This is a genomic window from Proteus terrae, from assembly GCF_003144325.1.
Classification (GTDB): Bacteria; Pseudomonadota; Gammaproteobacteria; order Enterobacterales; family Enterobacteriaceae; genus Proteus; species Proteus terrae.
On sequence record NZ_PENS01000016.1, the window covers coordinates 44,712 to 63,512 of the forward strand.

The window sequence follows — 18,801 nt, forward strand, 5'->3', positions numbered from 1 at the left end:
GGCGATATTATGAAGAAATTATCGCATAACAAGATAATTCTTTCTTTAATAAATCTTATTTATTTCAATTAAAACCAATCTTCATTTCCTGTTGAGGGATCGCTGATATCCAATACCCAATCTCCTACCTGAACTGTACCGACATATCTGTATCGGTCGTACTGGTCTCTATTAAAATAAGTAGAAAATCCTTTTTTATTCAATAGGGTTATTGCTCGCTTATTAGGTTCACCACCAGAAGTTCGGACATAATCCATAGTAATTCTTTCAGCATCATCTACTTTTTCTTGATCCTCTCTTGATAAATATCTGTAAACTGATGGTGAATTTATTGGGTCTCCATCATTATCAAAATCAGGTCGTTGAATTACCCTGAGCTTGTCAAGAAACGCAATTACATCATTTATAGTGGTTGGTTCAAATATAGTGGTTGGTTCAAACATGGGGAGCTCCTGAAAGTGTTTTTGGTTCATATCAACATGGTGTGATTTTTTGATGACATTAATCATGTATTAGCTTTAATAAAAAATCAAGTTATTAGAAATAATCTATATTTTGATTTTTTTCAATTTAATTTATGTATAAAAATCCATAGGTATATTATATTGATTTATTTTATTTGACTTTATTCTTTTTTTCATTAAATATGAATTTTAATGATTTTAAATTTCCATATTTATGTTATTTTCAACTTTGCTCTTGATGTTGTGATTTATATGCATAGAATTCATTAAAACTAGTTGTCAAAAATATTGTTTAAATATGTGATCAATATCAAACAAATGAGGATGTGATGTCTATTTCAGAATACGAAAAAAAAATATTTACAGACACATTGCTAGATAAAAGTTCCCCATTCCCTGAAATATACGATGCAATTAGTGAACAAGTACTTTTACTTATTTTTAAATCACGGCAACTCAGCCAAAATCCAGAATATAAAGATTGGTTTGAGAAACAACATGTAGTGCTTAATGAGTTATGTGCACAAAGTAATAAAATTGTTCAGCTTTTAGATAGTAAAAGTCAGCGTCAGTCACCAAGTTATTGGGATCAAAAGGTAATAGAGCCTATACAATATGCTCTTTTATTTATGCGCCCGTTATATGATGGATTTGATAGTGGAGTTGAAAGTTTAAAAACATGGGGAGATATGAAACACCCAAATGTTATGAAAAATAAATATCCATTATTAGCAGATAAACATCTTTCTGAATTTATTCAGGATGATTTTTTTTCTATATTAATTAATAACCGACCAGATAACGAAGCAATACCAGCAAGTGTTCGTAAAGGATATAGTCACCAAGATCTTTCCATAGCTTATTCATATGGCGATGAGTTGATCAAAAAATTAAGCGAATACGGAAATATTAAAGTATTAGAAGTACTTGCTGAAACTATTTATTCTTTTATTGAAGATTATCGCCATCAAAATATAAATCTTCCAAGTTGGCTTTCTCTATTCGATAAAGTATCTCAAGGATTTTACTCAGGAAATATACGTAATAGCTATGCATTTAAAAAAATTATTAAGCTACTCAATGCTGGCGGGCGCGAATCGTTTATAAATGAGGTCATTTCTATATGTGGAAAAAATGAAGTTGAGCGTATTTATCATAGATATGCAAGTATTTATGCCAAAGAAATAGATCAATGGATTAGCGGTATTTTTATTTATCTTAAATATCAAAATAATATTGATTATAGATGGAAATTTACGACTATTTCACCTGAGTTAACTCATTCTCTGAATGAATGTGAATATCAGGACTCTATTGCATGGGATACAGATTATTGCCAAATTTCAATAAGTAAAGATAATCTCTTAGATCTGATTCAAAATAATGCTTTATATGATGCAACCAATATACTTGCAGATCGCTTATGGCATATTTATCAAGAGTCTGCCACTGAAAGATCGAATAATAAAGATGGACATTTACCTGTAAGTGATGAAGAGCGCAAAGTGCACAAATCAGATGATTGGAAATTTGGTGGAAAAAATAGCCGTAAGGAATACGAGGTAATTTATAGTATAGAATCATTTGAAGATTGGTATCAAAATAATAACGTGCTATTTATTAATAGTAAAACAAAACGTATCGAGAAAATTAGTGTCGAGGAACGGCTTGCTGGATTAAAATGCTATGATCTAAAAATGGGAATTCCTAGTAAACATAAAATGAAAGTTAAGGATGGAATTTATGATGAGGTGAGAGCTGATAGCAATTTATATTCAATCAGTTCAATGAGTGATATTACACTTCAGAGATATCATTCTAAAGTAAAAAACATTATTACAAAAGAAATTGATTTGTTACTTCAAGAACAGCAAAATAAAAATGATAAATTTCCCTATAGTGGATCATCATATGCTATTAAACCACTCTGGGGAAAATGTAAATACATTAAAAAATAAATTGTATGTTATGTTATAAGGTTATTTTTTAGTAATGTAAATTAAATTTTAACGTAAATATAGTGATGTTATTTTCTATACTAATTAATAATCTTTATAGTTAGTATTTCACTAAAGCTAATTCATTGGATTTATCCATATAGAAAATAAAAGAATCACTTGGTTTTAGTCTATTAATTAACAGGTAATGAAGTATCTTGTATAAGAAAGGGAGCTGAAATATCTCCCTTATCGTTAATGATTATTCTTATTGTCTCTTCATTGGGGTAATTTTATTTTCAGGAGACGGTGACGGTTTAGGAAGATTAGTTTTTATTGGAAATATACGAAGATATTCAGTCCATCCTTCGTGAGTAGCCGAAACCATATATTTAATAACATCTTTTTCAGTTTCACCGTGATAACACGGTAAAACATACTTGAGTAAATATTCATCAAATCTGATGCTTTTTGCCAAATAAGATCCCGTATTCATATCACCTAAGTAGATAACTGGAATCTGACCATCTCTGTTTGGTCTAAATGTAACAATGTAGTTTGGTGTCACTTTGGCCATTTTTGAACATTGCTCTGCAAGACGTTTTTGCTCTGTACTATTATCTCTGGGGGAGTTTCTGGGGAAATTTTTGGCTTGCCCTATAATTGCTTTTGGGAATGAGGAGTTATTCCCAATAAAGTCCACTCGTAATCCAAAATCGCAACCATATTTTTTCTCTGCGCTATTTTTTCCCTTTGATGTGGTTTTTGAATCTTGAAAATCTATATAATAACCATCTCCGAATTCAATTTTCACAAGCCTACCCATAAATTTAGTAAAAAAACTATCTTCATCGGCATGTGTTTCTCGTGTAGTTTTCTCTGCTGAGTATTTCATAGATTGTGTAAGTTTAAAACTCAATTCATTAAATACCTCTTCACTTATTCCCATTTTTACCCAATATTCATTCATAGTATAAATTCCCATTGATTTCATAGTAAACAATGTTATTCTGATTGGCTCTGTACTAAATTATCAATCATATACTTATATATTATATTTCCATTTCATTTTCTATATATTTAAGTAAGTTGTCTTTTAATTTTTGCCGTCCTTGTGGTGCGCCTTTTAATCCATTTTTTTCTAATGATTTAATATCCAAATTTTTTAAATGAAGTTCTGCTAATAAACGTAATCTTATATATTTTCCTTTTTTAGACTCATTCAAGGCATCTGATGAAGTCCAGAATTCATTATCAGTAATCTTATTTTTTGCATCTATATTAATCTGATCTACAACGCATACATGTGTAATCCTTTGAATGGGCAAGGATGCATAAATAAAAACTTTATCACCGATTTCAAATTTATTATTAAGTTGGGTCCAATCTATTATTTTTAGATGCTTAAATGCTTCAATATGATTGTAAACTTCATTGTTTGATGGTATTAGCCAATTCATTTGATTTGTTTCCTTTCTAAATTGTTACTCTGTTTATAGTGTTTTTTATTTACTAATAATCGTGATTTTTATACTTTATCTAATGCTTAATGTTTTATAAAAAATGTGTTTATTTAATAAAGTTATAAATGTAATATAATTTTTACATTGATAAAATCATAGTCTTCCAAATAATATTTTCACTCTGTATTTCCTAGCAATCTAAAGCACTCTATAACTTCTCTTTTTACTAGGAATGTGTGAAGTTTGCTAAACTATCAATCTTATTGCTAATTTTTCAACTAAATCAGCCTCATAAATAAAAACTCTCTTCCAAATATACTATATATTAATAATATATAGTATATTTCATAATTTTATGCTTTATTTTCTGTATTTATAAAATTAAGCACTAAAAACTTATTAAAGTTCGTTTTTATTTTACCAATAATTATAAATTTTAAATAAAATTTATTTTTTTTCTGATTTTTCGTGTGTTTCCTAAATAAGCATTTCTTATTTTCTTTAACTCCAATAAAACCTCGATACCCCAATTAACACTTCTTCACTGCATTTTCTACCAATTCAAAGCACCCTATACCTTTTCTTTTTACAGGGTGCTTTATGAAACCGCCAAAACTATTAATTCCATTATTAGCGCTTTCAACTCAATCAGTTGCATCAACCACAATTTACATTGATAGCAACACGCCTTTACTTAATACAAAAGGTAGCCAAATTATCTATTTGGATGCACCTGATATTATTCAAAAGCAATTATTTAATGATTTATCGCGTGATCCCAAGCAAGCAGAACAGCAAGTGAGAAGTATTATTCAATCAGGAGATTGGCAACAAAAACAACACCAAATGATACAGGCTTATCAAGGTGTTATTCACGCTTATGCATTAAAACTCGCGAAATATCCTGCGGTTGTTTTTGATGATCTCTATGTGGTTTATGGCACAACAGATGTTGTTCTGGCTGAAAAGTATTTCACTGAATTTTTGGAACATCAATAATGAGGCAATTAAAGCGATGTAGTGTTTTTGCGCTTTGTCTCTCTTTTCAACCTATATCAGCAAATGCGATTAACTCAGCTCAAATTATTGCAAGTGCATTATCACCACATTGTTTGGAATACAAAATTGTGGGGATCTGTTACTGGCTCTTCTGCACACCATTTGGATGCTCAGTAAAAACATCGATAAAAGTGAGTCACTATATTCCTAATGCAGTTGTTTCTAGTTACGACCAAACAGGGAGCAATCCATGGGCAGAAATATCACCTTTAGGAATAGGAATATCAGGCTTTGCCGAAGGTGGTGGAGCCAATAAACAAAAACGAGAGAGAAATAAAAATAACCTATATTTTAAAAACGTGGATGTGATTGGGCATCCTGCATTAGCGTCTCCTATATTTGGGCAATTTATGGGACAAATAGATTATGCCTGCTCTAGCCCGATTAGGGCTTTTATGCCTTATTTTCTCAGTACACTCGATGGATTGATGTGGCGTTCTGGTTTGCCTGAATCTCTTTATCCCGAAGCGCTGCTCCCAAATATACGTGAAATAGGCTCCACAGCTAAAGGCAATATGTGGGGCAATATTTATCCTCGCAGTGGTTTTGTGACACAAATAAATGATTACAAAGCCTCAGCGGTTGTGGCTCAAAGAGCTGTTGATATTGTGTCACGAACAGGGCAGCTTCATGTTTATCAACCGTTAATAAGCCATTCTTATCATGGATATTGGGCACCAGAGCCTGTTACTGAAAATACAGACACTCGCAATCATAAATGGCAAAGACTTTCACCTTCAGTTTCCTCTTCTTGTTCTACTTTTCCTGATGATGCTCAACCTATTGCTAATGATGGTGGTTATGCATGGGCGCTTTGGCAACCTTACAAGTGTTGTAAACGACGAGGACAAATTTTTCTGTATAGCTTTAATTTTCAATAACAAGGAATGTGTATGAAAGATAAAAGCTGGCTTTATAGCCGTGTTGTGGTGGGTTATTTTGCCTTGAGTTTTCCTGCTATCGCTACTTTTGAAGTCGATAGCCATGTTGTTAGCACCGACTCAAGTAAAGGCATGAAAGGGGAAATCAGTGATTACTTATTTTATACCATAGGCGGTGGAACGGTGATTTCACAACCGCCGAGTCACAGTAATATGCAAAAGCTTAGTATCGGTCTGGGTTGGAATAGCGATTTAATGTGCGGTAATTTTGATATTAATACTACAGTTAAGAATCAGCTAAATGGTGCCACGCGTGGTTTTAAAGATATGATGAGCAATGTCATCAATAGTGCCACGGGTGCTGTTGCCAGTTTACCAGCCATGATTATTCAGCGTGCTAATCCTGGTCTTTATGAGTTGCTAACTAATGGTGTATTACAAGCCAGTGTCTCATTCGATAAAGCTCAACTCAATTGCCAAAAAATGTCGCAGAAAATGGCGGATTATGCCTATTCAAATCAATGGACGCAGTCTGCTATTGGTGAAGAGTTTAAACGAGTTGTCGCAACCACATCAGATGCAGTCAGTGCCGATAATCAATTGAAAACCTCAACAGGAAAAGAAGGGATTAGATGGATTGGTGGTAAAAAACGAGGCGGTATCGGTCAACCTGCGATTAAGCCTACTTATGATCTGGCAAAAGCCGGTTTTAATATTCTGAATAAACAACCTATCACAAGCCATCATCCGGTTAATGAGTCTGCTTGCAAAGGCTCTCTTTGCCGACGTTATAAAACCAGTGACGAAGCTGCCAAAGCCGTTGTGAGTGTATTGGGAGATAGGGCGATCCGCACTTGTTCTGAAACAAAAGAATGCCGTAGCGGAGGCGAAGAAAATAAATCAGGTACGTCAACGGTAGGTGTTGGTTTTTCACCGATGCTTGAAGAAACGACACAAGAGAATATGGCTCTATTAATTAAGTTTGTAAATGGGCATTTAAAACCGAATTCAGCAAATTTAGCACAATTAAAAACAGGCGATTTAGCGATATCAAGAGGCGTTATTCAAGTGCTAAAAGAGGATCCTGATAATGTGGCTTTAGTACAACGTTTGGCTGGTGAACTAGCGATGTCAGATACCGTTGCAACGGCATTCGGTATGCGAAGAATGTTGATTGCAGGGCAATCAGAACCTCATGTAGCTGAGCATAAAATAGCATTAGAAGAAACAGATCGTCGCCTTGCTTTCCTCGATAGAGAAATTCTGGCATTAAAAAATGAAATGGAAATTCGTAAAGCTATCAGCAATAACACGTTGTTAATGGTGTTGAGCCGACAAGAGAGCCGAGATGCTGAAAATGGTGTCCATCAGCCCATTATACAAAGTGATAAGGTAGTCCATCAGTTAAGTCAGAAGGTAGATCATTAAGATGACGACAGAGAGTTATCTTGAGCTTGTATTACTTTCTATGGCATGGCTGATTAATAATTCATTGTGGATGCTCATCACCACAACAGGTCTTTTTGCTCTTCCATTAGCGATTAAAATTGCAGGGATTTGGTTAAAAGCACGAGAAGAGGGAGAGGATGAAGGTAATAAAGGGATTTTAGTATTATCACGTATGGAAAATACGCTCTATGTTGCGTTTATTGTGATGATATTTTGCGCAGTTCCGCTGTGGGAAATCAATGTTTCTACATTACATTTTGACCGTAGTCGCTCAGCACAATGTAGTATTAATGTGCCGAAACCCGCAGATTCAGGATATGGAGCGTTAATAGCAGAATTAAATAACCAAACGGCAAAAGTGCCTTTGTGGTGGTATTTAGTCCATTCGCTATCTAAAGGCGTGACGCATGCAACCATCGCGACTATTCCTTGTAGTAATGATTTTCGATTGCTACGTTTTGAAGTACAGAACACTCAATTAATAGATCCTATTCTTCGCCAAGAAGTACAAGAGTTTGCGACTCAATGCTATGCCAAAGCGTATTATAAGTTAAAAAATCTTCATTCTGGATTATCACCTCAAATAATGAAGGGTGCTAATTGGATTGGCTCTGATTATTTTTTGAATACAATCGGCTATTACGATTACTACACTGCAACATCTCCCCAACAAGCATGGTCCTATAATGAAAATCGAGATAGTGGATATGCCAATGTCAGTCGTGGTGGTTATCCAACGTGCAAAGTATGGTGGAATTCTACGACTGAAGGCTTAAAAAAGCGTTTATTGACTCATTTTGAACCACGTACCATTAATATGATGAAAGCCAAGTCGCCTGATAATTGGGAGGAGGGATTATTACGTTGGTTGGTGAGCCCTCAAAGTATCCATTTAGCCAGTAGTGGTAACACTTATATGATGGGGAACCAGCAAGGGCAAAGCACAAGTATTGATTCAGGAATAAAGCAGGCTATCAGTAGTTTAGGGACATTCTTAGCTCAAACGACACAGCTACCTGCTTTTGACGCATTACGCCAAGGTTTACCGATGATCCATGCGATTTTACTAATGGCTTTGATTATCATCATTCCATTGATTCTGTTGCTAGGTGTCTATGAGCCCAAAATAATTATTACACTTACTTTTGTGATGTTTGCATGGCTATTTGTGCCGTTTTGGTGGGCATTAGCCAGTTGGTTAGACGATAAATTGATTGAATTACTGTATGCGAGTTACAAAGGGTATCGCTGTGATTTTAATATTTGGTTAGCAAGTACCGGTTCTGATAGTTGGATCATGAATTTAGTGCTCGGCGCTATGTATGTCGTATTACCGCTTTTTTGGTTTGGTGCTGTAAGTTGGAGTGGAGTAAATCTTGGATTTACGGTGTCTTCAGCCATTTCAAGTGGTTCAAAAGGTACACAACAAGCTGGTGCTCAAGGTGGCTCTGCAATGCTGAATGTGGTTAAAAATATTGGTGTGAAAAATAGCTTTAAAAAATGAGAATTATTCATTGAAGATGAATTTAATTAAATAATACTATTATATATAGATAAATATTTAGTGAAAATATTGCAAAATAGAACTCCACCATTTTTTATGTTTTGTTGAAATTAGATAATCATCACTAAAAGAACCACCACTTAGATAAAAATTATCATAATCCCCAAATTTCTTATCATATTCATATGTTTTTGGTAATACATTTTCTCCGCCAATAAGGTGAATGTGACTGGCTATAGCGAATGGAGAACTTTGTCCAATATATTTACCTTCTTTGTCATAAAGAACGACAAAAACAGGTTGTTCATTAACTAACCAAAAATAAATACCAAAGAAATTGATGGGAGCTGGGTGATAATAGGTAGCTTGATAATATTCATTTTTTAATGAAGAAGAATAAAACCAGTTTGTTGTAAAAGTGACATGAGATAAAAAAAACCACCATAATAAAAAAAGAGTCAGTAATGGATATTTAATTATTTTCATAAATCACCTGGTAATTTTTAGGGGCATCTATCCAGTAAACATCAGAGAAAACGATGAAATCACCACCTTCATTATTTTCATCTTGCCAACGTCGAAAATCTCTATTAAAGACAGGGACGTATCCTTTGTATTGTTTATAGAGTGAACCCCATGCCCCTGTTGTGTAAAGTGCCATATATTTATAAAATTGGCTAAAAGGCAGTACACCATCATGACTCCAAATACCTAATGGTTCAAAATTACCTGAAAAATTATAAGCATCTTTAATATAAAAACCTATTTTATCAATAATAATTGCTTTTCGAATTCCTGATAAATCGTAACATCCACGAATACAAAGCTCTAAATTTCCTGCACCAATAGCAGCCCTTAATTCATCGACAGTATCAAAATGTCCTCCAAATTGAGTCCAGTTGACTTGGCTTGTATAGTCAATATCAATAATATTAGAGCAATAACCAATAGGTATTTTTTTATTATCTAGTGGAGACAATATTTTGTTACGTTCTAATAACCGTGAAAATATAGCTTTTTGGGATAAAATATTATTTAGTTTTTCATTTAGTAGGACATCTATAGCATCTTGTACTTGTTTATAGCGTGTTGCCCATGCCATTTTTAGAATAGAATCATTATAATGCTTTTTGGGAATATCTATTGCTTTTCCTACCATGTATTTATCTCTTAAAAAGTCATCCATTTCAAAGGCAGGCGTCGTAGAAAACCAATGATCCATTAAGTTAGCTGCTGTATTCCATCCCATTTTTTTTAGTAGGCAAGGAATATCTTGGAGTGATAATTCATCAAAAGGTAAAATTGTACGGCAACCACCTTCAACAGTCTTTGTCACTAAAATACTCATTTTTTTGTTCCTATCCTTGTTTGAAATAAATAAACAATCTCAATATTTTCTTCCTGTGACGTTTCGATTAATTCTAATTCTCCATTTTTCTTTGATATTCCTTCAATAAAACCAGAAGCGGTCTTGATGCCATAAGCTGTTGGATTATCTTTATTTTTTAAAATAAATTTTTGGCTAAATAAGGCTGGTATAAGATTAGTTAGAGAATTTGAAATATGATTAGAGGGCTTTTTAGATGTAACTGCTATAACAAAATTGGAACTAAGAGGACATCCACACTGTACAATCGAATTGTGGACAGCCTGAATTTTCCCATGATTATTGATTCTATCTTCGCCTGTAATAATGATCCCTGGTTTTCCGCATTGGGGGCATGTTGTTGTTGTTGGATCTCCAACTCTAAGTACACTGTGGCCATAACATGTCACTTGCTGAATTGTGGCGATGCAAGTTGCACCAGTAGATGTTTTATCCCCATTGAGTGCAATTGATTTACCAAATAAATTAGGTCGTTGCATACAGTCTCCTTATTCATTAAATATTCTTATCATACAAATAGAAAACTTTCGATAAGAATAAAGAGGTAATCGCTTTATTTGTGATGAGAATTAGATTGTTTGTAATGTTCTTATTAGTTCCAATGATTATTTAATTGTGAGGCTAAAATAAAAACCTTATGATTATAGTTAGAACTACTTATCAATATCCCTATCGTTTACTCTTCAAATATTACCTCGTTGTTTTTAACAACAGCCAATGCTTCAGTGCGCATTATTGCACTCGCGATTTGAAAGAAGCGCCTTAGGGCAATCGCAAGCTAACATCATCATTATCTGAGAGATGATACCCTCGGGTGATAACTGCAAGATAATACAAATAATGAAGATACCACCTGCGCTATTTGAAGCACTCTGTTATGACTGATGTCATAAAGACATCTGCAAGAGGAGCATTAAGCGATAGGAACGAGGCAGCGTCACTTGCGTAAAAGCGTAAGCGATACCAAGTGACGCTACGCGCAAACAGCACGCTTTGGCTTATGGCATCTACTTTTTCAATGATAACTACAGTCTGACACACTCGTAGTGACAATATTAAGGACAACTCACTCGAAAAATTAAAGGAGAAATTAGCTCGGTATCGATGGCAATATCAGCGAAAGCTGATAGATGGAGGTAGACTGATTTTATTTATCAGAACGGTTTATACCGCGAACAGCTCTGAGAGCTGGGGAGCCTCGTAAAAACTCAACTTATTGTCGCCCTGATGCACAGATACCCGCTAAAGTAAAATATAACCATGCCGTCAGGGAATTTTGTTTTATATATAAAAATATGATTGTGGAGGGCTTATTTGTCCAAATTCAACAAACAATTAACTACATTAGCAAAACAAGGTGGAGGGAGTTTTAAAACTGTTGCAGATCGTTTGAAAATAGCCTCTCGCTTTGCAGATAGAATGAGAAAACTGAATATTCAAATTCGTGATGTAAAACATATCAAAATAAACTATATCGAATTTTATATCAAAAGCCGGCAGGAAGAAGGCATTTCAAAAAGAACACTTCAAAACGAAATGGCAAGCATTAGAAATATTTTAGCGGTTGCAGGCAGAACAAAGCTTGCCTCACCTCAACATGAAAAACTCAGTAATCATGCACTTGGTTTATCAAATGCAAGTCGTGATGGCACGAAAGTGGCTATTAGCGAAGAACGGTATTTATCTGCTTTTTATCATGCAGAAAAGCAAGATATGGGGGTTGCAATGATCATGCAATTAGCACGTTATTTCGGGTTACGTACTGAAGAGGCGATACAGTCAGCAAAGTCATTAAAAACATGGCAACGCGCTCTGCTACAAGGTGAGAAAAGTGTTCGTATTGTTTTTGGTACAAAAGGGGGAAGGCCTAGAGATACGACAATTATTGATCGTGACAAAATGTTATATGTCGTCAATCAAGCGTTGAATTTAACTGCTCAATCTAACGGTAAATTGATTGATAAACCCGATTTAAAGTCTGCCATAGATCGCTATCGAAATGTTGTCAGAAATGCTGGGCTAACAGGTAAATATGCGCCCCATAGCTTGCGCTATGCGTGGGCAGTGAATGCAATGGATTATCATAAAAGTAATGGAATGAGCGATGATGAAGCTAAGGCAATGGTCTCTATGGATTTAGGTCATGGTAATGGGCGAGGGCGTTATGTTGAGCGTGTTTATAATAAATTGGAAATGAGTAATTAAATATATGTGTTATTTCAATTTGAAGATCTAGGTTTTTACCATGATCTTCAAATAAATTTAGTCATATGGAACAATTAAATATTTTTAATTTTCATTGAATTATCAGCCCCAATAGTTAATATAGTTTCATTACTTTTAGTTAATCTTATAAAGTCATTTCGGCCCAGTACTTTTAATAGTTTTCTAATTCCTCTTCCTCCCCGTGAAATATTTACTTTAGTGCTTATTTTATCTGGATCTATATAACTATTAAGACCATTAACAGAGCAAAGGGCATAGAAGCGAAGATTTGCTGAATATTTTAAAAAAGTATTTTTTCTATCCGAATTTATCCAACCTATCATATCTAATATATCATCATAATGTTTACGTAAAAGATTACAGCTTGCATGAGCACCATAAATAGGGGTCTTATAATTGGGTTTTCCTGTATATGGATCATCATAATGAAATTTCCAAATTGCTTCATGATGGGATAATCGATTGCGTAATGTTTTAATTCTAACAAATGCGTCATGAATTGTTGAGCGTTCGTAACCCATTGGTGCATTTGGAAATACTATAGGCGTAAGATTTGGCCAAAGGAGTCTATATCCATGTGTATCTTCGTATATTGATGTTAGTAAATGAACCCAAAATCCAAAAGTTAAACCTGAAATAATTCTATCAGGGGTTGGTTTTTTTCCTTCTTTACTAATAAGCTCTTTAGCTTGTTGGACTAGATTTTCTTCTTTCACTTTTCGAGCTAATATTCTATTTCCATATTGATCTAATAAATAGCCATGAATATCTTGCCTGTGTTTAGTTAATGTAGCTCGCTTATATCGTTCAATCGGTTTTATTTTACTATTTCCTATATATCTAGGTAGGTCTGTAATCCAGTTATTATTAGGAGTCCATAATCCTTTAGAACCTTTTGGAGGATGAGATAAAATAGCTGAATTTATGGCATTTCTTAATGTGACTTCTAAACATTGAAAAGCGGGTAACATAGCGCCTGATAAGGCTTTATTCCAATGATAGGCTGCAATAACTTGAGAGGGTTGTACTTTTAAATGTTTCTCATAAATATCTAATCTACTTTTAGATATGTAATCAGAATATATCACAGATTTACTCCAAAAATTTATTGACAGGTGTTAGGTATGTATGGCTTAATCTTCATATTAAGGCGGAGTCGCCTCTTTGAGGTCTCTCGCGAAAAAAGTATTTTGGAAAAACCACCTTAGGGTGGTTTTTCTCGTTATAAAAACCGATATTTATTATTATATAAATAATCTATTATTATCATTGTATTCATATAAAAATCTATTTTTTTCATTATTAATTTTTTTAAAATAAACTTATTATAATTCTTTTTTTCTAGAGAAAATATTTTTGTTTGATTATTTTATGAAGTTTATAGACTTACTAGATTTGAATCTAATTTATAATGAAAATGTCTACAATAAACTTAATATTAATGATTAATAAAACATACTTGTTTATCGCACATTAAATTAATAACGTTTACCCGTTAATTCGTTGTTTATAACAACAGCCAATATTTCTGCAATCTGAAAGAAATGCCTTAGGGCGATTGTACATTAATTAAATCAACTTTCTTTATTTCAACCCAAATGGGAATTGCTTCCCCATTTGGTGGCAATTCCCTTTTTCTTAACAGGAATTGCCTATGAAAAAGGAATTAATAGGTTGTACATCCTCACAGCAAAACGATCTTTATCACATAGTGACAAATAAGATTATTGAAGCATTAGAAAAAGGAACAGAACCTTGGCGTAAAACTTGGGATACTGAAAATGAAGGGCTACCTGTTAATGCAGCAACGGGGCGACATTACAGTGGTATTAATGTCATGCTGTTATGGATAGGAGCGATTGAAAAAGGTGTTAATTCAAATCGATGGCTGACTTTTAATCAAGCAAAATGTGCAGGAGGTAGCGTTCGCAGAGGCGAAAAATCCACATTAGTAACGTTATTTAAACCTTTCACTGAAGATAGCACTGACAGTGAGACTGAAGATAAATTAACTCATTCATCACGCTGTTTTATGGCACGTTTCCATCTTTTTAATATTGAACAATGTGAAAATTTGCCAGAGACATTTTATACTAAAAAGCCCGTTCTTCTTGATGTTGAACGTATTGATAGAGCTGAGAGTGTGGTGATAAGTAGTGGTGTGCCGGTGATACATCGTTATCAGGATTGTGCATATTATCATCCGAAAAATGATCATATTGTTATCCCAGAAATGGGGCAGTTTCATTCAGTGGAAGATTACTATTGCACATTACTTCATGAATTGGTGCATTCAACGGGGCATACTTCAAGACTTGCTCGAAAAGGAATAATGACTCCATTATCTAAGAAAATGAGTAATCCAGTTTATGCTTTTGAGGAACTAATTGCAGAAATTGGATCGGCTTTTTTATGTGCTGAATTAGGTATTCAAGGTCATTTGCAACATGAAAATTATATTGCATCATGGTTAAAAATACTTAAAGAAGATCATAAAGCCATATTTAGAGCAGCGAGATATGCCAAGGAGGCATTTGAGTATTTAATATTAAATACGAATAAAAAATAATTATTATTTAGCTAAATAATATAATGACAATAGATCGAAAAAGGCTTCCGTTTTAGGAAGCCTTTTTATCTTTCGCTAACAGAGTCAAAAAACAAGTAGCTTCATACTGTTCCGCGTGCTCTATCCTGTGAATTTATCGTAATTTAATTAAAAGAAAATAGGCTAAAAATAGTATTTAATATGAATTTAATAATGGATTAATTTTTATATTAAATATAAGAATTTTTTATTTAATGACGTTATTTGTTTTATTAAAGCTTATTATCATAAATGGAGTTTTATATGTTAAATCTGAAATTATGTTTTCAGCGAATAGGTTTATTCAAAAGAATTAAAAAAGGAATAAATTCAGAAATTTCATCAAACACTATTTTACCAAGATCGTTAAATGATCTTCTCTTATCATCTCATCGTCAACAATTATTAAAGTCACTTTGGAATTCATCTTTTTTATCTCAAGAAGCTTATACTCAACTCTATAAAACACCATTAGAGCAATGTGTTTTCTTAATGCAACAGTTCCCATTAAGTGAAAAGGGAGCTTATAACTATTTAGGTGGAATGACTGATTACATGCTTGAAGTTGTAACATGTGCCTCTAATTTGTCTAAAAATTACATGCTTCCTATTGGTGTCTCACCAGAAGAGCAAGCTGAGCAAGGTACTGTATGGCATGCAGTTATTGTTTATGCCTCGTTGTTTTCTTGTGTGGAATATTTATGTCATTTTGAGGTTGAATTCAAAAGTGGAAAACGATGGTTTCCATTGCAGGAGGCATTAACGGAGCCTTATCGATTTCGATTTATCTCTGAAATATCACAAAATCAAATGAGATGTTTTGGTGCGATGCTTGCTTGGAAAATAATTCCACCCGATGCAATAAATTGGCTAAGCCGATATCCTAAAGCCCTTGAGGCGCTATCAATGTATTTAACAGGATTTAGAGAACAAACAGGTATCGTAGACGAAGTTGTTTCTAAAGCGATTACTTTAACGCTTGCACCATTTCAAAGTGAGATATCATTGCCTGAAAGTGATGTATTATCAGAAAGTATATCTCTAGAAAAAAGAGAACTAACCGTTATACCAGAAATGCAATTACTCCCTACTGATAATCAAATCATCGATATGGGTGATGCCTTTTGGCAGTGGCTCATTGAGGGTTGTGTAAATGGTCATCTCTCTATAAATCAACCTAATGCACAAATTCATATTATTGCAGGATATGTTTTTATCGTTACACCCAATATTTTCTATGTGTTTTTAGCTGAAATGAAATTACCTAAACAAGATAAAGGTAAGCTTCAAAAAGCATTTGAGAGACTGAAATATCATCGTCATGATCGAGGCAATATGTTTACTTGTCAGCTCTTTCAAAATGAATTATTAGAAGGGCAATTTAAAAAATTAAGTGGTTATTTAATTCCAGCAAATAAAATATTCACAAGCAATAATAAGCCTGCTGAAAATTCATTACTGGTTGTTGTATAAAGATTTTACAATGAATTCGTTATGTGACATTTGCTTATTAAATTGTTTGGCGAAATATCCATCAGCGATAGAAAATAATAATAGTAATTCCACTAAAACAGTCTTGCTCCCATTGATTAATCACGGTATCTTTCACTCGCACCTGCAAAATCAGGTGTCGGGATTAGCCTCCTGAAAAATACTTCACTGACAACACACAATGTACTCACATTTTGTGTTTGCATTCTGCTACATCTCAATGGGGGGCTGGATGAGGGCGTCGAAAGACGCGCCGACGTCAGTGAGGTCGGTAAGGCTAACCTTGTTCAGTTCCACCACCTATGAGATTAGCCTCTCCAGTGGTGGAAATTAATACCACTCACTGAGGATGCCTAAATATGGCAACGATCCCTAACCCCATTCATCCATTACTTATTACTCATTTTGATTTAACCACTGATTTCACAACACTCGTTGATTATTGTGACAAATTTGTAGATGCATTAATTAATAGTGAAGAACTCTCCATTAAAATGGCGTTATGTTGCCGTCTTAATGTCTGTTTAACACTCTTACAATCTACATTAGATGAGCCTATTCCTCCTCATTTGGTGAAATGTTTTATTACCAATAAAACACCGCCAAGCCTTCCTCGTTTTGATTTTGAATGTACTGAGCTTTGCCAGCATTGCATTACGCTGACTCAATTTCTTGCAGAGTTAGGTTTCTCAAATGAGAAAGGAAAAAGTCTTATTTGGTTATTGAATGATTTAATTAATTACTTTGTTGCTGAAATGCGAGCACCTAGATGGTTACGTACTCTTAATGGAGTGGAACCTCTTGATAAGGTAATGGTATGACTTTTAAACAGGAGCAACAAAAAAGTCATCATTTAAAGTCTTATGGTTGTTATTTGATGGTTTGTTCGTTTTGTATCAGCGATAACAGCACCCATTGTCGTGTTTTACTGATTGTTGTAAATGAGCATGTTATGGATGACATCACTTTTGAGTTTCTTATTGAGCAGTATTTTTATTATAAATTATTACGTCCTACGACAATGAGAAGTTATCGTAAGGTTCTTCGTACATTTGAAGAATTTACCTCGTTAAATCCTGCTCAGATTGATCAATTAACTGTTCTGCAATGGCGAGATCTTGTTTTAGGTGACAATAAACGCTCAAGTAGAACATGGAATAATAAAGTGACTCATATGAGAGCATTGTTTAATTTTGGAATAGAACAAGGATTATTACCCCATAAAAAGAATCCTTTTAATGGTACGGTAGTTCGTGCGGGAGCCAAAAAGAAAAAGGTTCTGACTAAATCACAGATGGATGATATGTATCGTCGAATGGCGCACTATCTAGAACTTGAAGAAAAGCAAAGTTATGGTTACGTGTGTGATGGACGAAAAAATGCATTATATCCAGCGTGGTTTTGGATGACGGCAATGAATGTGTTTCGTTACACCGCCATTCGCCAAGGGCAACTTCTGCATATTAGGTTGGGGGATATTAATCTTGAAGAGAAGTGGATCCATCTATGTGAGGAGGGGGCCAAAAATCATCGTGAACATCGGGTACCAATTGTTTCTGCATTATACCCATCACTAGAAAATTTAGTGAAAGAAGCACAAAAGGTAGGTGTAGAACTGACAGATCAAGTATTCAATGTTGGATGGTTTGATTTAATGAAAAGAAAGAAACATCCCAAGACGATGGGAGAATACCCGTTACGTTCATTTTTCAAGCGCTTATCAGCGGAATGTAATTTTATTGTATCACCTCACCGTTTTCGACATACCGTCGCAACGCATATGATGCAATCACCAGAACGTAATCTTTATGTTGTGAAAAGGCTATTAGGACATGCCAGCATTACATCAACATTAGAATACATTGATGAAAGTGTTGATAATTTGCGAGACATACTTGAAGCAGAATTGATGTGATGAAAATAACAGGAGGAGTATCAAGATTTGACAGTGATTAGGAAAGAAAGTAAAAGTTACAAATAAAAAAACAGCCTTGGTTTGAGCAAGACTGTTTAGTTTAAGAGTTCCAACATAAAGTGACAGTGCCAAATTATATTTTCTAACTCTTTTTTGCCCTCTCAGTGATTTAACTCACTGACGAACAAATGAAATATGGTGCCCGAACTCGGAATCGAACCAAGGACACGGGGATTTTCAATCCCCTGCTCTACCGACTGAGCTATTCGGGCAACGGGGCGTATTAAACCCGATATCGCCTTGCTCGTCAACGTTATTTATCACAAAACTGTTTGATTGCTGTTTTTTTAAACTTATTGATTAATAAAACGCTATTTGCCACGGAAAATGAATAAAAATAAAGCTGAAAGTGTTTTGTGATCCTTAAAAAAACACATG

General features: G+C 34.1%; 17 protein-coding genes and 1 tRNA gene. 10 read left to right on the forward strand and 8 right to left on the reverse strand.

Features of this window, described 5'->3' with window-relative positions; genetic code table 11:
* Positions 1-68 precede the first annotated feature (68 nt).
* Positions 69-443 (reverse strand): hypothetical protein, encoded by a 375-nt coding sequence (locus DK857_RS15750; protein ID WP_109402677.1) that lies wholly within the window; start codon positions 441-443, stop codon positions 69-71.
* Between the two features lie 350 nt (positions 444-793).
* Here DK857_RS15750 and DK857_RS15755 point away from each other — a divergent pair, with 350 nt between their 5' ends.
* Positions 794-2,422 carry a hypothetical protein gene (locus tag DK857_RS15755; RefSeq protein ID WP_109402678.1) on the forward strand — a complete coding sequence of 543 codons (1,629 nt, stop codon included), beginning with the start codon at positions 794-796 and terminating at the stop codon, positions 2,420-2,422.
* Between the two features lie 247 nt (positions 2,423-2,669).
* Here the strand turns inward: DK857_RS15755 and DK857_RS15760 are convergent, their stop codons facing one another.
* Positions 2,670-3,371, reverse strand: a complete 702-nt coding sequence (locus DK857_RS15760; protein ID WP_109402679.1) for a hypothetical protein — start codon at positions 3,369-3,371, stop codon at positions 2,670-2,672.
* 82 nt (positions 3,372-3,453) lie between these two features.
* Positions 3,454-3,861, reverse strand: coding sequence for a hypothetical protein (locus DK857_RS15765; protein WP_109402680.1), 408 nt, complete (start codon positions 3,859-3,861; stop codon positions 3,454-3,456).
* A gap of 603 nt (positions 3,862-4,464) precedes the next feature.
* Here DK857_RS15765 and DK857_RS15770 point away from each other — a divergent pair.
* Genes DK857_RS15770 through DK857_RS15785 form a run of 4 tightly spaced genes read left to right on the forward strand, consistent with a single transcriptional unit; the run spans position 4,465 to position 8,757 of the window.
* Positions 4,465-4,863 (forward strand): TIGR03757 family integrating conjugative element protein, encoded by a 399-nt coding sequence (locus DK857_RS15770; RefSeq protein ID WP_109402681.1) that lies wholly within the window; start codon positions 4,465-4,467, stop codon positions 4,861-4,863.
* A complete protein-coding gene (locus DK857_RS15775) occupies positions 4,863-5,804 on the forward strand; it encodes a TIGR03756 family integrating conjugative element protein (RefSeq protein ID WP_109402682.1) in 942 nt (313 codons plus the stop codon). The genes DK857_RS15770 and DK857_RS15775 overlap by 1 nt, the downstream gene beginning before the upstream one ends.
* A 12-nt stretch (positions 5,805-5,816) precedes the next feature.
* Positions 5,817-7,232 (forward strand): integrating conjugative element protein, encoded by a 1,416-nt coding sequence (locus DK857_RS15780; protein WP_405124805.1) that lies wholly within the window; start codon positions 5,817-5,819, stop codon positions 7,230-7,232.
* A 1-nt stretch (position 7,233) separates the two neighbouring features.
* Positions 7,234-8,757, forward strand: a complete 1,524-nt coding sequence (locus DK857_RS15785; RefSeq protein ID WP_109402684.1) for a conjugal transfer protein TraG N-terminal domain-containing protein — start codon at positions 7,234-7,236, stop codon at positions 8,755-8,757.
* A gap of 57 nt (positions 8,758-8,814) precedes the next feature.
* Here DK857_RS15785 and DK857_RS15790 read toward each other — a convergent pair whose 3' ends face one another.
* Genes DK857_RS15790 through DK857_RS15800 form a run of 3 tightly spaced genes read right to left on the reverse strand, consistent with a single transcriptional unit; the run spans position 8,815 to position 10,623 of the window.
* On the reverse strand, positions 8,815-9,243 hold the full coding sequence (locus DK857_RS15790) for a DUF6201 family protein (protein WP_109402685.1): 429 nt from the start codon (positions 9,241-9,243) through the stop codon (positions 8,815-8,817).
* Positions 9,230-10,105: a DUF6402 family protein gene (locus DK857_RS15795; protein ID WP_109402686.1), complete on the reverse strand. Its 876-nt coding sequence runs from the start codon at positions 10,103-10,105 to the stop codon at positions 9,230-9,232. Before DK857_RS15795 ends, DK857_RS15790 begins: the two co-directional genes overlap by 14 nt.
* Positions 10,102-10,623 (reverse strand): PAAR domain-containing protein, encoded by a 522-nt coding sequence (locus DK857_RS15800; protein ID WP_109402687.1) that lies wholly within the window; start codon positions 10,621-10,623, stop codon positions 10,102-10,104. The genes DK857_RS15795 and DK857_RS15800 overlap by 4 nt, the downstream gene beginning before the upstream one ends.
* 835 nt (positions 10,624-11,458) lie before the next feature.
* Between DK857_RS15800 and DK857_RS15805 the strand changes: the two genes are divergently transcribed.
* Positions 11,459-12,349 carry an integrase domain-containing protein gene (locus tag DK857_RS15805; RefSeq protein WP_109402688.1) on the forward strand — a complete coding sequence of 297 codons (891 nt, stop codon included), beginning with the start codon at positions 11,459-11,461 and terminating at the stop codon, positions 12,347-12,349.
* Positions 12,350-12,423: 74 nt separating this feature from the next.
* Here the strand turns inward: DK857_RS15805 and DK857_RS15810 are convergent, their stop codons facing one another.
* Positions 12,424-13,458, reverse strand: a complete 1,035-nt coding sequence (locus DK857_RS15810; protein WP_109402689.1) for an Abi family protein — start codon at positions 13,456-13,458, stop codon at positions 12,424-12,426.
* A 566-nt stretch (positions 13,459-14,024) separates the two neighbouring features.
* Between DK857_RS15810 and DK857_RS15815 the strand changes: the two genes are divergently transcribed.
* The 4 genes from DK857_RS15815 to DK857_RS15830 all read left to right on the forward strand — a co-directional run bounded on the left by DK857_RS15815 (position 14,025) and on the right by DK857_RS15830 (position 18,363).
* The gene (locus DK857_RS15815) at positions 14,025-14,939 is read left to right on the forward strand and encodes an ArdC family protein (RefSeq protein ID WP_109402690.1); all 915 of its coding nucleotides are present in this window, start codon (positions 14,025-14,027) and stop codon (positions 14,937-14,939) included.
* 282 nt (positions 14,940-15,221) lie between these two features.
* Positions 15,222-16,430, forward strand: a complete 1,209-nt coding sequence (locus DK857_RS15820; protein WP_109402691.1) for a TraI domain-containing protein — start codon at positions 15,222-15,224, stop codon at positions 16,428-16,430.
* A gap of 377 nt (positions 16,431-16,807) precedes the next feature.
* Positions 16,808-17,269 carry a hypothetical protein gene (locus DK857_RS15825; protein WP_109402692.1) on the forward strand — a complete coding sequence of 154 codons (462 nt, stop codon included), beginning with the start codon at positions 16,808-16,810 and terminating at the stop codon, positions 17,267-17,269.
* Between the two features lie 131 nt (positions 17,270-17,400).
* Positions 17,401-18,363: a tyrosine-type recombinase/integrase gene (locus DK857_RS15830; protein WP_109402716.1), complete on the forward strand. Its 963-nt coding sequence runs from the start codon at positions 17,401-17,403 to the stop codon at positions 18,361-18,363.
* A gap of 196 nt (positions 18,364-18,559) precedes the next feature.
* Here the strand turns inward: DK857_RS15830 and DK857_RS15835 are convergent.
* Positions 18,560-18,635, reverse strand: a tRNA-Phe gene (locus DK857_RS15835).
* Positions 18,636-18,801 lie beyond the last annotated feature (166 nt).